The sequence below is a fragment of the Paraburkholderia unamae genome (assembly GCF_003096875.1).
GTDB lineage: Bacteria > Pseudomonadota > Gammaproteobacteria > Burkholderiales > Burkholderiaceae > Paraburkholderia > Paraburkholderia unamae.
The window spans coordinates 93,503-106,260 of record NZ_QEOB01000012.1 but is presented as its reverse complement, the minus strand read 5'-3'; the positions used below and the strand labels follow the sequence as shown (position 1 = coordinate 106,260).

Annotated in this window: 10 protein-coding genes; 4 read left to right on the top strand and 6 right to left on the bottom strand. The window is 64.0% G+C overall.

Annotation, left to right across the window (positions count from 1 at the left end):
• Positions 1 to 132: 132 nt before the first annotated feature.
• Positions 133 to 915 carry a GntR family transcriptional regulator gene (locus tag C7402_RS24475; protein WP_116612471.1) on the bottom strand — a complete coding sequence of 261 codons (783 nt, stop codon included), beginning with the start codon at positions 913 to 915 and terminating at the stop codon, positions 133 to 135.
• Between the two features lie 557 nt (positions 916 to 1,472).
• Between C7402_RS24475 and C7402_RS24470 the strand changes: the two genes are divergently transcribed.
• Positions 1,473 to 2,675 (top strand): TIGR03118 family protein, encoded by a 1,203-nt coding sequence (locus tag C7402_RS24470; protein WP_116612470.1) that lies wholly within the window; start codon positions 1,473 to 1,475, stop codon positions 2,673 to 2,675.
• Between the two features lie 333 nt (positions 2,676 to 3,008).
• On the opposite strand, the gene C7402_RS24460 is transcribed toward C7402_RS24470, so the two are convergent.
• Positions 3,009 to 4,019 (bottom strand): NADPH:quinone reductase, encoded by a 1,011-nt coding sequence (locus C7402_RS24460; protein ID WP_244314927.1) that lies wholly within the window; start codon positions 4,017 to 4,019, stop codon positions 3,009 to 3,011.
• Positions 4,020 to 4,163: 144 nt separating this feature from the next.
• On the opposite strand from C7402_RS24460, the gene C7402_RS24455 reads away from it, so the two are divergent.
• Positions 4,164 to 4,505, top strand: a complete 342-nt coding sequence (locus C7402_RS24455; RefSeq protein ID WP_116612468.1) for a winged helix-turn-helix transcriptional regulator — start codon at positions 4,164 to 4,166, stop codon at positions 4,503 to 4,505.
• Between the two features lie 24 nt (positions 4,506 to 4,529).
• Here C7402_RS24455 and C7402_RS24450 read toward each other — a convergent pair whose 3' ends face one another.
• The 3 genes from C7402_RS24450 to C7402_RS24440 all read right to left on the bottom strand — a co-directional run bounded on the left by C7402_RS24450 (position 4,530) and on the right by C7402_RS24440 (position 8,752).
• Positions 4,530 to 6,938: a TonB-dependent receptor gene (locus C7402_RS24450; RefSeq protein ID WP_116612467.1), complete on the bottom strand. Its 2,409-nt coding sequence runs from the start codon at positions 6,936 to 6,938 to the stop codon at positions 4,530 to 4,532.
• Between the two features lie 257 nt (positions 6,939 to 7,195).
• Positions 7,196 to 8,221, bottom strand: a complete 1,026-nt coding sequence (locus C7402_RS24445) for a FecR domain-containing protein (protein ID WP_112175116.1) — start codon at positions 8,219 to 8,221, stop codon at positions 7,196 to 7,198.
• 3 nt (positions 8,222 to 8,224) lie between these two features.
• Complete coding sequence (locus C7402_RS24440) at positions 8,225 to 8,752, bottom strand: sigma-70 family RNA polymerase sigma factor (RefSeq protein WP_112175117.1); 528 nt, start codon at positions 8,750 to 8,752, stop codon at positions 8,225 to 8,227.
• 308 nt (positions 8,753 to 9,060) lie between these two features.
• On the opposite strand from C7402_RS24440, the gene C7402_RS24435 reads away from it, so the two are divergent.
• Together C7402_RS24435 and C7402_RS24430 are read left to right on the top strand one after the other, a co-directional pair.
• The gene (locus C7402_RS24435) at positions 9,061 to 11,268 is read left to right on the top strand and encodes a TonB-dependent receptor (RefSeq protein ID WP_116612466.1); all 2,208 of its coding nucleotides are present in this window, start codon (positions 9,061 to 9,063) and stop codon (positions 11,266 to 11,268) included.
• 133 nt (positions 11,269 to 11,401) lie between these two features.
• Entirely contained in the window at positions 11,402 to 11,758 is a 357-nt protein-coding gene (locus tag C7402_RS24430) for a SpoIIAA family protein (RefSeq protein WP_112175119.1), read from the top strand.
• 621 nt (positions 11,759 to 12,379) lie between these two features.
• Here C7402_RS24430 and C7402_RS24425 read toward each other — a convergent pair.
• Entirely contained in the window at positions 12,380 to 12,679 is a 300-nt protein-coding gene (locus tag C7402_RS24425) for a VF_A0006 family four-cysteine protein (protein WP_116612465.1), read from the bottom strand.
• Positions 12,680 to 12,758 lie beyond the last annotated feature (79 nt).

Here is a 12,758-nt window from a genome sequence, read left to right as displayed (position 1 = left end):
CGTTTCCTTGTATACAACGAAATTCGTCAAAGCCAGATCCGTGCCAGTCCCTCGTAAAAACCCTGATAAGGCCTGCCAGGCAAGGCTTTCAGCGCCACGGCACGAGACGCGTGGCGTCGCCGTGCAATGCCGTCAGATGGTGCGCCGAGGCCGCGCCGGTGCCTGAGCGGTGGCATTGCGCCCCGTCTCGGTGCGCGCCGCGAGCAGCCGCTGCATGGTGAGGCCGTTCACGCTGGCCTGGCTGCCGCCGATGTGACGCGAGACCAGTTCGACGCTCAGCGCGCTGTCGCCACGGCGAATGGCGTCGAGAATGGCCGCATGCTCCTCGTAGGTTTCAGCAATGCCGTCGCCGTGCACGAGATCGAGGCGGCGCACGACACGGATGCGGTCGGTGACGCGCCGCATCGTCGAGGTCAGTTCGTCGTTGCCCGCGGCCTCGACCAGCGCGTGATGCAGCGCTTCGTCGAGTTCGACGAGCTTGCGGCCATCGGCAATGCGCTGCGTGCGGCCGACCTTCCAGACACGATCGAGCGCATCGAGCAGTAAATGGAGCCCGGCTTGCGGCGCTTCGCCGTTGCAGAGCTTGCGCACGGCGAAGGTTTCGATCATCTGGCGCATTTCGTAGAGGTCGTCGAAGCGCTTGTTGTCGATCGGCACGACTTCCCAGCCGCCGCGCACGTAGCCCTGCATCAGGCCATCGCTTTGCAGGCGCTGCAACGCTTCGCGCGCGGGCGTGCGGGAAACCGCGAAGCGCTCCGCGATCGCGCCTTCCGTGAGCCGGTCGCCCGGCAGGAGGTGCATGTCGAAGATTTCGTCGCGCAGCGTGTAGTAGACGCGATCCGCCCGCGAAAGCGCGGCGTCCGGCGCCATCGCGAGGCTTTGGTCCAGCGTCATGTTCGGCTTGATGTCGGGCATGGTTGGAAAGCTTATCAAAGGAGCCTGCGCGACAGAAAAGAATCGCGATCCCGAAATCGGGCTCGCGATGATCGAGGGGATGTTGGGTGCGGGATCGCGCGCGCGGCGCTCAGTAACCGCCGCCCGAGGAATTGCCTGAAGTGCTCGATGCACTGTCGGCGTTCCGGTTCATGTCGCCCGCGGCCGCGAGCCCTGAAACCGCGCTCATTGCGAGGCAGACGAGACAGGCTAGAAGAATCCGATACCGCTTCATGGTGATCTCCTGGTGAGGATGCCGAACCGCCGGTACATTGTGGACGCATTGCGCGGCTCGTCGCGAATGAAAACGTCTACATCGCCATAAACGGGGCACACCGGCGCCTTATTCCTCGTGAGCAACAACGATGCCTGTGCGGCTGAATAAACGGCGTTGCCTGGCGCTCTCTTTTATCTATCCAGTTCAACCATTGAGGCACGGACGATCACACGGGAGACGCGCCCTGCTTCGCGGGAATAAACCGCGCGCGTGGATCGTTCTTTGACCGTCAAGGTCTTTGGACAGAGCGAGGGATACGGTCATGAAGTCGCTAACGGAAACATTCGGAGATGTATCCGGCGTCGTAGCATGCTGCGCGGCCATCGTGACGCTCGTGTCATGCGGAGGCGGCTCCGGTTCAAGCAATGCCGGACCGCCCGTTCAGTCGTCGTTCGCCGTAACGGCCCTCGTGTCCGATGGTGCGGTGCCCGCCGCTCACATTGACGCGCATCTGAAAAACCCCTGGGGCGTCGCCTTCAATCCGCAAGGGTTCGCCTGGGTCGCGGACAACGGCACCAACGTCGCGACGCTCTATGACGGCAGCGGCACGCCACAATCGCTCGTCGTCGTGATTCCCGACGGCAAGAACGGCACGGCATCGCCCACGGGCATCGTCTTCAACGGCACGCAAAGCTTCGTCGTCGCGGAAAACGGCAAGTCCGGCGTCGCCGCGTTCATTTTTGCGGGGGAAGGCGGCACCATCACCGCGTGGGCGCCCACGGTGGCGCCAACCAGCGCGTTCGTCATGTACGACGACGGCGCGGGCGGCGCCGTGTACAAGGGTCTCGCGCTCGCCGCGATGAACAACAACACCTTCCTTTACGCCACCGACTTCCATAACAACAAGATCGATGTCTTCAATGCGTCCTTCGCGAAGGTCCCGATGACCGGCGCGTTCACGGACCCGGCGATTCCGGCGGGTTTCGCGCCGTTCGGCATTCAGGCGATTGGCGCGAATCTGTTCGTCACCTACGCCATGCAAGACCCGGCCAGGCATGACGATGTCGCGGGAGCGGGGCGCGGCATGGTCGATGTGTACGACACCGCAGGCAACCTCAAGCAACACTTCGTAACGGGCGGCCCGTTGAACGCGCCGTGGGGCGTGGCGCAAGCGCCCGGCAACTTCGGCACGATGAGCGGCGCGATACTGATCGGCAACTTCGGCGACGGGACGATCAACGCATTCAATGCATCGAATGGCCTGTTCATGGGGCCGCTCAACGGGGCGAACGGGAGCCCGGTTGTCGAAAACGGCGTGTGGGGTATCGCGTTCGGCAACGACCTCAGCAATCAACCGTCCAATACGCTATTTTTCGCGGCGGGGCCGAATAACGAAGCCAATGGCGTCTACGGAAGAATCGATCTGAATACGACAGCGAATTCAGGGACGAGCACGGGTTCAGGCACAGGTTCAGGCACAGGTTCAAGCACCGGCTCGGGCACGGGAGGCGCAATGGGCATGTAGCGCCGACCTCGCATTCGCGCACCGCCGCGCTCCATGCGAGGGCGGCCTGCGTGCGCGTCGTCAATAGACGTGATCGGCCTTCACTGCCTTGACCTTGCGAATCAACCCAAACGGAAGCTAGGCGCAAATCCGCGGCATCGCGGCCCGTCTGATCGGTGAATTTCTGGAACAGGCAGACGATGCACGTGTGCCTGTTGCGTTAAGCGTTCTAAAAGGGAATCCTGCAATCAACCTTTACCGGCGCCTGGGATTTCAGGTCGTCAATACGACTGACACGTCATGGCAAATGCGGCGGCAGTGCGCGGCAGCCGGTCACGAGCGGTAGTTAGATTTCTAGTCGAGCATCCATAGAGGCTCAAAGACCTGGCTTGACAACAATCTTGCCAATAACCCGCCCGGATTCTTGCGATTCGTGTGCCTGAACAATGTCGTCGAGCGGCACTGCATCCCTATCGTCGGTGCATACGCACCGTCCGCGAGACAGCGGCTGATCGCTGAAACGGCTGCGGACTTTGCAGCCGTCGGCACTGTGTAAATGTAGACGAACCGGAATGTGCAGCCTGCGATCATCGCCTTGAGCAGAGGAAGGGCCAACTGGTCATCGGCAGATCCGACGGCATAGGCGCTGATGACGCCGCCATTAGCCAGGCAGTCCATATCGGTAGCGAGGTTCTCTTGCAGACCGACCTCCACGATACGATCGACCCCGCGCTGCCCTGTTGCCAACTTCACGATCTCCGCCACATCTTCCGAGCGTCGATTGATGACAAGGTCGGCACCCGCGCGTCGCGCGGCGTGCGCCTGGTCCGGCGTTGAAACGGTCGTCGCGACCCAGGCGCCAGCCCATTTGGCCAGCAGGATTGCCGCGGTTCCGACGGCCCCCGCGCCGCCCTGAACGAGTATGGCGCGCCCCTTGATGTCGCCGTCCGCAAAGAGGCAGCGATGAGCCGTGAGTGCGGGAACGCCCAGACAGGCGCCAATCTCAAACGAAACGTTGTCGGGCAAAAGAACCGCTTGCGATACCGGCACGACGGCATAATCGGCCGCCGTGCCAAACGCGCGACGATACTGCGCTTCGAACAGCCATACCCGCTCGCCAATACGTGTCGGCGCAACACCGCTTCCCACTGCGTCGATCACTCCGGCGCCGTCTTGATGCGGAATGATCAACGGGTAGGTCGCCGGGCTGGAGAAGCCGGTACGCGCCTTGATATCGCTGGGATTCAAACCGGACGCATGGATGCGCACACGGACTTCGCCAGGCCCCGGTTGCGGGACCGGGAAATCTCGCAGCCTCAGCACTTCGGAAGCCTTACCCTGTCGTTCGTAATATGCGGCCTTCATCTATCCGACTCCTTGAATCATCACGGTCATGCGCTGCGCGACTGCCAGCGCAATTGAGCCGAAACTATCGGAGGCCGACCGTTTTTGTACAAGAAGGCACATCTTTGATATATAGGGATAAAAAGTATCCTATTGGGAGCCAGCATGGCCTCTTCGGTCACCACGTATCAGTGCTCGGTCGCCGCCACCGTCGACGTTGCGGGCGGAAAATGGAAACCGCTGATCGTTCACTACTTGATGAACGGCACCAAACGGTTCGGTGAATTGCGCCGCCTGATCGGAACGGTCACGCAGCGCTCCTTGACGCTCCAGCTTCGCGAACTCGAACTGGACGGCATCGTGACCCGCGAGGTCTTCGCGGAGGTTCCGCCGCGTGTCGAGTACACGCTCACCGAGTTCGGAAAAACGCTCGCGCCCGTTCTCGATGCGATGAAGCAATGGGGCGACGCCTATATCGAACGGCTTGAGCAGCCAGTGGGTCGGTAGGGGCGCCCCCTACAAGGCAAGCGTCTAGAAGTCCGCTGACGCCGACACCCAGAACGTACGCGGCATACCGCTGATCACATAACCGGTCGGGTTGGCCTGCCAGTAATACCGGTTGAAGAGATTCGTGACGTTGGCCCGGAGCGTGATGTCACGACCGCCGATCCTCGTCGTGTAACGGCCGCCCAGATCGACGCGCGTCCAGCTCGGCACGTGCTGGAGGTTATCCTGGCTCACATAGGCTTCGCCGGTATAAATCAGCCGGCCCGTGAGCGTGAATCCCGGCATGAAAGGGGTGTCCCATTCGGCCCCGACGTTGGCCTGCCATGCGGGTGCGCCGACGGCGTGATTGCCGTCATATGCGCCGCCCTGCGTGCGCTCGAGTTTCGCATCGAGCCAGGTCACGCCGCCCAGCACGCGAACACGCGGGCCAAGCTCGCCGAAGCCGGACAGCTCGATGCCCTGGTTGCGCTGTTCGCCATCGAGGCTGTAGATCTTCGTGACCGGATCGACGATACCGCTCGGCACCTTGATCCGGAAAACGCTCAAGGTCGCGCCGAAATGGCCGAGATCGAGTTTCGAGCCGATTTCGACCTGCTTCGACTTGTATGGCGCGAACACGGCGTTCGGGTTGGCCGCGTCGGCGGGCGGCGCGGTGCCGGGCGTCAGCGCCTCGATATAGTTCGCGTAGAACGACAACCGGTCGAGCGGCTGAACGACGAGCGCCACCGAGGGCGTCGTGGCCGACTGGTTGTAGTGGTAAGTCGTGGCGCCCGACGTCGCGTAGTTGTTGCTGTCGATCCACTGCTGCCGCACGCCGAGCGTGAGTTGCACGAGTCCGCGCCAGGCGGAGACGGTATCGGCCACGCCAACGCTGCGCAGCGTCTGCGAACTGTTCCTGGCCTCGGGCGAAGACGAAATCGCGGGGCCTGGGTCCGCGAGGCGCGTGGGTGAATAGATGTTCGTCAGATAGCTGCCGTAGACGGTCTGCCCGAACCACGTCGTCTGCTGCAAGGTATTCCCGCTCACCACGAACTGATGATCGAGCGCGCCCGTCCGGAACTTCGCGCGCGCGCCCGCTTCGGCGGAAACGGCGCGTGACCTGCCTTCCTGATAGCGCGAGGTGGACAGCGCGTCGCCTTGCGCATCGAGCAGCGTCGCGCCCGGATCTTCTAGCTTGTCATAGCCGAACTGGTTTGCGCCCACGGCGCCAAACAACGTCACATTCGAAGTCAGGTCGTACTCCGCACGCCCCATCGCGGTCAGGCTGTGAGAGTTCGAATACGAGAAGTTCTGGGCGAGATTGATCCGCGGGTCCGGCGCGGCCGGCATCGCAATCCCGGCGAGCGGCGTATAGCCACGCGCCGCCGCGCGCATGTAGTCCTCCTGATAAATCACGTCGCCGGACACGCGCAGGCGCTGGCCGCGATAGTCCATGCCGAGCGAGAGCGCGTTGCCTCTCCTCGACTGCTCGTCGATTCCCGTGTCGCCGTCGCGATGCGCGGCGTTGATGCGCACGCCAAACTCGCCGTTCGCACCGTAACGCCGGGCGATATCGGCGTGCGCGCCGAACACGGAGTCCGACACGTACTCGCCCGTCACACGCGTAAGCGGCGTGTCGTCCGCGCGCTTCGTCACGATGTTCACGCTGCCGCCGACGCTGCCCTGCGGCAACATCCCGTTGAGCAGGGCGCCCGCTCCCTTGAGAATCTCCACGCGCTCCACCGGATCGGGACCGACCCGGTAGTTCGGCACGAGCCCGTAGAGACCGTTGAGCGACATCTCGCTGTTCTCGACCCGCAGTCCGCGTATCGTCAGTGCGTCGTAGCGGTTGCTGCTGTCGATCGCCGCGCGCACGGAGGGGTCCGTGGTCGTGAGCAGTTCCGCCACGCTCGTCGATTGCTCGTCGCGTATGAGCTTCTCCGTGTAGCTCGCCACGCTGAACGGCGTGTCCATGTAGTCGCGCTCGCCCAGCATGCCCAGGCTCGCGCCACGGGCGACCTGACCGCCGGCGAAGGGCGCGCTCAGCGGATCGCCGGCGCCTTTGCCGACCACCACCACGGCGGGCAGCAACGCCTCGGGCGTCGTGGCCGACACGGCGCGCAGCGAATAGCTGCCGTCGTTTTGGCGGACCGCTTCGAGGCCCGTGCCCGACAACAGCCTGCGAAACGCTTCGTCGACGGAATACGCGCCCGCAACACCGCCGCTGACTTTCCCGGCGGTCAATTCGCCCGGCGCGCCCAGCAGCACGTCGGCCTGGTCGGCGAGGCGGTTCAGCGCCCCTGCGAGCGGACCCGCCGGCACATCGTAGTGACGACGGGCCTCGGACGTGGCCGCGCTCGCGGCGGGCTCGGCCCAGGCGCAGGTGGCGGAGCCCGCGAGCAGCGCGCTCAGCACGGCCGCGCTCATGACGGCGGGAACCGGGCGGCGCGTCATGGCGGGCACGCGGGATGGGTTTCGGGTGCGAAAAATCGGGCCGGACGAAGTCCGGTCCTGGTGTGACGGCTGGCGACGCATGGAACGCTGGGTCCTCAAGATGGAGATGGATTCAGGAAACCCATCGCCCCTGCGCGCCGCCCGCGATGTTGCGTCGCGAGCGTGTCGTTGAAGGTCCGATGAGTCCTCTTTCATCTACACATCGAACGAGGCCAGCAAATGCGAACTCGATTTCGGAATTTTTTTTGCACCGGGCGTTATCGAGGCTCGATCGTCGTCCACCAGGGCAGCGTTCTGCGCACGGCAACCGGCAGATCGCGCGCGAGCATGGCGAGCACCTGATCCGGATTGCCGGCCGGGTAGCGGCCGACGACCCGGATGCCCGCCACGCGCGGGTCCACGCCAATGTGGCCGCGCCGGTAGCGTGCGAGCTCGGCAATCAGGTCGCTCAGCGGGATGTCTTCCGCCAGGATGATGCCGCGCGACCACGCTTCGCGGGCGCGATCGGCGGCCACCGCGTCCGATATCGCGTCGGGCGTGAACTGCCGTTGCTGACCGGCGGGCACGCGCGCCGTGATGCCCGAACGCGTGCGGATCTCCACGAGCCCGTCGAAGACGCTCAGACGCGTGAACGCGGCCGTCTCGCGCACCGTGAAGCGTGTGCCGAGGGCCTGCATCGTCCCGTCACGGCTTTCGACGTAGAAGGGGCGACCACGCGCATCCTTTGCCGTGTCGACCAGGATTTCGCCCGCGTTCAGGGTCAGCAGGCGGCGCTCGGCGTTGTAATCGACATCGAGCGCACTGTCCGTGTTGAGCCACACGCGCGTGCCGTCGGCCAGCACGACATCGCGCCGCTCACCCGTTTGCGTGCGATAGTCCGACCGCCATGCCACCACGAGACCGGGCAGCGGCGAGCACCGCCAGCCCAGCCAGGCGGCCGCGCCCGTCGCGCCGAGCGCCGCAAGACTCGCCAGCGTCCGCCGCCGGCCGCTCGAAGGCTTTGCCGCATGCCGTGCCGAAACGCGCAACGCCGTAACGGCCGCCTCGCGCTCGCCCGGCGCCTGGACGCGCAGCGGCGCGAACCGGCGGCTGACCGACTCGATATGCGCCCACGCCCGGCGATGTTCGGGACGCGCTTCGAGCCAGGCGGCCCAGGCTTCGCGCCGCTCGTCGTTGTCGCCCTCGGCGTAGAGCGCGGCGTACCAGTTGGCGGCCTGCTCCAGACTGTCGAAATCGGCTTCGACGCAGTCGTCGGCGGCAGAAGACGATGCCGTGGAACGCATGCCCTAGCGCGCGAGGCCCGTTTCGATCAGCGCCAGATGGAGCATCGCCTGAGCGAGGTACTTCTGGATCATGCGTTCCGAGACGCCAAGCTCGCCGGCGATTTCGCGCGTGGACAAGCCGTGGATCTGCGCCATGACGAACGCCGTGCGCACCTTCTCCGGCAAACGGCCAATCAGCGCGCCAATTTCCATCAACGATTCGACGACGATGGCGCGATGCTCCGGCGAGGGCTCGAAGGGCTCGGGCAGCGCCGCCAGCGTGTCGAGCCATGCCTGCTCGACCTGGCGCCTGCGCCACAGATCCACGCACAGGCCTTGCGCCATCGTGCGCAGATAGGCCCGCGCCTCGCCAGGATGGCCGAAGCGCCGGGGCGCGGGCTTCACGATCAGGCGCAGGAAGGCGTCGTGAGCGAGATCCGCCGCATCGGCGGCGTCCCCGAGGCGGCGGCGCAGCCACGCCTGCAACCAGCCGTGGTGCGCCTCGTAGAGCGCATGCACCTCGCAGTGCTCGATGGGTTCGACGGCGGTCATGAAGCGGCAGCGAAGGGGTCCGAAAAGGGGGGGCGAAAGCGCGTCGCCCCGGAAATAGAATGAAACTTATTCTCGTTTGCCGCATTCTGTCAAGTTAATTGAGAATCATTCTCAAATCGCTTGACACAATCTTACATATGTAAATAATTCGCATTCACCGCTTCAGCCGGTGCGCTCGCCGCTCGTTGCACGAGCAACTTTCGCGCATCGACCCGCTGCCGCAGCGCGGGCCAACCGCACACGCTCTCGTTACGCCAGAAACAGAATCACAGCCGGGACACACGTCTACGATCAGGACTACCAATAAAATGATTCAGCAAGACATCGCCACGCGCCTCCCCTGCCTTCCCCGCCTCTCGGCACACACGATCGCCGTGCGGCTCGCTTTCGCCAGCGCACTCACGTTGGCCACGGCGACGGCCGTTCATGCGCAGGAATCCACCCAGGCCGCGAAGGATACGCAGGAGGAGTTGCCCGCTGTCGTCGTCAAGGCCCAGGCGCAGCCCGACGAACTGCCCGCGCCCTATGCGGGCGGCCAGGTGGCAAAGGGCGCCCGTGTCGGGCTACTGGGCAACAAGAACGTGATGGACACGCCGTTCAGCGTGAGCACCTACACCGCGAAGCGCGTGCAGGACCAACAGGCCGCCACGCTCGCCGACGTGCTGAACAAGGACCCGTCCATCCGCTTCACGGGCCAGACGGGCGGCGTGACCGATTCGTTCTTTATCCGCGGCTTTCCCGTCAACGAAGGCAACATCAGCGAATTCGCGTTCGACGGCGTCTACGGCGTGGTGCCGAACTATCACGTGTTTCCCGAGTACGTCGAGCGCGTGGAAGTCATCAAGGGGCCCGCCGCCCTGCTTTACGGCATGTCGCCCAACAGCGGCGTGGGCGGCGTCGTGAACATCGTCCCGAAGCGGCCGCTGGCGCAGGACTTGACGCGTGTGGGCATCGATTACACCTCGGATGCGCAGGTCGGCGGGAATGTCGATATCAGCCGGCGATTCGGCAACGACAAGCAGTTTGGCGTTCGCTTCAACGGCCTGCATCGTCAGGGCGGCACGGCGCTCGACAACCAGTCCTCGCGCTCGGAGGTCGGGGCGCTCTCGCTCGACTACCAGGGCGAACGCTTGCGCGCGACACTCGACTTCATCGAGCAGTACCAGTGGATCGATGCGCCCACACGGCCGTTCCTGATCGCATCGGGCCTTGCGGTGCCGCAGGCGCCCGATGGCGCGCGCAACGTCACGCAGGCGTGGGGCTGGTGGAAGTCGCTCGATCAGTCCGTGCTGTTGCACACCGAGTACGACGCGAGCCGCAGCGTGACCGTCTTCGCGGACGCGGGCACCGCGAAAACCGATGTCTCGCGTCTGTCCGACCAGACGCCGACGATCCTGAACGCGGCGGGCGACACGCGCTCGACCCCGCAAAACTGGAAATTCCAGGTCAATCGCTGGAGCGCCGACACGGGCGCGCGCGCGCATTTCGACACGGGCCCGGTCTCGCACTCGGTCACGTTGATGGCGAGCATTTACGGCGATCGCATCGCCAACGGCAGCAACTCGGGCTCGGCCATTCTCTCGAACATCTATGCGCCGGTCGCAAGCCCGGAGCAGGCCATCGCCTCGCCCTCCCGCGTGGCGAAGGTCTCGTCCTCGCTGCTCTATGGCGTGGCGCTCGCCGATACGCTGAGCGTCCTCAACGACCGCGTGCAACTGACGGCCGGCGTACGGCAGCAACAGGTCCAGTCGGACAACTTCAACACGACTACGGGCGCGAAAACCTCCTCGTACGACAAGGGCGCCGTAACGCCGCTCGTGGGCATCGTCTTCAAGCCGATCGAGCACGTCTCGCTTTACGCCAACTATGTCGAAGGCCTGAGCCGCGGCGACATCGCCCCGACCACGGCGTCGAACGCCGGTCAGGTGTTCGCGCCATACAAGGCCCGCCAGGAGGAAGTCGGCGTGAAGCTCGACTACCACAGCCTGCTGGCGACGCTCGCGGCGTTCCGCATCACGAAGCCGAGCGGCCAGCTCTACGGCACCGTCTACGCGGTCGACAGCGAGCAGCGCAATCAGGGGCTCGAAATGACGTTCGCGGGGGAACCCGTCAAGGGCGTTCGTCTGCTCGGCGGCGTCACGTACCTCAGCGCCGAGCTCACGAAGACGAACAGCGCGTCGACGCTGGGCAACCGGCCGGTCGGCGTGCCCCGCTGGATGGCCAATGTCGGCACCGAGTGGGATTTGCCGTGGGTGCGCGGACTCACCCTGACGGGCGGCGTGAACTTCACGGGCCAGGAATACTTCGACCAGGCCAACACGCAGTCGGTGCCGTCGTGGACAACGGTCGATCTGGGCGCACGCTATACGACCGCGGTTCACGGCAAAACGACGACCGTGCGCGCCGGATTGCTCAACGCGTTCAACCGCAAGTACTGGTCGGGCGTGGCTTCCTACGGCACGATTTCGCTCGGCTCGCCGCGCACCGTGTTCGCCTCCGCCTCGGTTGATTTTTGATGCGATGGCGTCCTTCCGGCGCCCTTCCGGCGCCCTGCTGGCGTCATACGAAAGGGGTACCATGGGAAAGACGTCGAACGCCTGGCTCATCCCTGCCTGCGCGTGGAACGTCTCACTGGCCAGGAGTTCCGCCATGATCCTGTATCACTCCACGCCCGATTCGCCGGTTATTGAAATATCCGTCGAAGGCAAAATCACCGACCACGAACTGCGCGAAGCCATCGAGCACATGCGTGGCGATCTCGAACTGAATGGCAAGACCCGCGTGCTCGAACGCATCGAGCATTTCAGCGGCATCGAAGCGAAGGCGCTGTGGACCGACATGACGCTCGGCGTTGCCGTCGCCCGCAAGGTTTCACGCGCCGCGGTGGTGGCCGACGCGGCATGGATTCGCGCCTCGATGCATCTGGCGCGGTTCTTTACGAAGGCTGAAATCAAGGCGTTCCACGTCGACGAGCTGGAACAGGCGCGCGCGTGGATTAACGCCTGACGGTCGGATCCAGCCGGCAGCACAGGACAGAGGGCGGGCCATATCTTTTGCCCGATCTCGCCCGGGAAGGCATCGACTGCGTAGTGCGAATTGGCGCCTTGCAGGATTACAGCGGCGCGTAGGTCTTTCCACGCACCATCAACGTCGCGCAGGTCACGCAAATCCAGCGCACCTCGTTCTCCGACGTGCGCCAAAGAAACCGAAAATGGCATTTATGCATGGATGCCTTCCCATCACGAAAATCTGCATTGCCCGGGGCTTTCCAGGCTGCCTGGCGTGCGCGTGTCACCTTTTCCCGTGACCGCGAGCGCTACGTCCGTCCGCTTTCGAGAAGCAGCATCGCAATGAGCGATATGAGGGAAAGTACGAACAGAGACACGCCAAAGACGATCAGCAGACGATTCATCGCGTCGGTTATTGCTTCAAGGATGCCGATCTTATGCGAGGAAGGCTTAGGAAAGCCTTAACTGACCCGGCTTCCCCGCGTGAAATACGCCCCTTCAGTTAGCTTTCCGTAATAAATGCGCCGCTGCCGCCATTGACTGGCATCGCGCTTCCATTTTTCTTTCGATACGCCTTCACATGGCGCCCGGCGGCCAAAGCCGGGATATAAAGCGACTACTACATACTGCGTTGCCGGGAGCAGATTGTCATGATCTGCTGAACCGCACCGTTGTCTTCCACGCCGGGCAAAGCATGCAGCAGGCACGTGTAATACTTCTTTTCGCGCGGCAGCGTCATCGCGCCACCGCGATACAGTTTGTCGCAGGCGTTGCGCAGCACCCCTACGTTGGCAGAATTCCGGCTGTTTTTTAATGCGTGCAATACACACTGGTCGTAGGCCGCCGGGCCATTCGCATAGGCTTGGGCGAGCAGCGGCGTCATGAGCGCCGCAAGCGCGATCATGCGAAGTCGCAACATGTTCGGATTCCTTGTTATTGTGGTTGGAATGGGCGGTGCGCGCGCCATCATGCATTTTCTGGACGGGTGATGGGCACAC

Excerpts from the sequence above, each read along its gene's own strand:
- C7402_RS24475 (WP_116612471.1), bottom strand. The coding sequence starts at position 915 with ATGCCCGACATCAAGCCGAACATGACGCTGGACCAAAGCCTCGCGATG.
- C7402_RS24470 (WP_116612470.1), top strand. The coding sequence starts at position 1,473 with ATGAAGTCGCTAACGGAAACATTCGGAGATGTATCCGGCGTCGTAGCA.
- C7402_RS24460 (WP_244314927.1), bottom strand. The coding sequence starts at position 4,019 with ATGAAGGCCGCATATTACGAACGACAGGGTAAGGCTTCCGAAGTGCTG.
- C7402_RS24455 (WP_116612468.1), top strand. The coding sequence starts at position 4,164 with ATGGCCTCTTCGGTCACCACGTATCAGTGCTCGGTCGCCGCCACCGTC.
- C7402_RS24450 (WP_116612467.1), bottom strand. The coding sequence starts at position 6,938 with ATGACGCGCCGCCCGGTTCCCGCCGTCATGAGCGCGGCCGTGCTGAGC.
- C7402_RS24445 (WP_112175116.1), bottom strand. The coding sequence starts at position 8,221 with ATGCGTTCCACGGCATCGTCTTCTGCCGCCGACGACTGCGTCGAAGCC.
- C7402_RS24440 (WP_112175117.1), bottom strand. The coding sequence starts at position 8,752 with ATGACCGCCGTCGAACCCATCGAGCACTGCGAGGTGCATGCGCTCTAC.
- C7402_RS24435 (WP_116612466.1), top strand. The coding sequence starts at position 9,061 with ATGATTCAGCAAGACATCGCCACGCGCCTCCCCTGCCTTCCCCGCCTC.
- C7402_RS24430 (WP_112175119.1), top strand. The coding sequence starts at position 11,402 with ATGATCCTGTATCACTCCACGCCCGATTCGCCGGTTATTGAAATATCC.
- C7402_RS24425 (WP_116612465.1), bottom strand. The coding sequence starts at position 12,679 with ATGTTGCGACTTCGCATGATCGCGCTTGCGGCGCTCATGACGCCGCTG.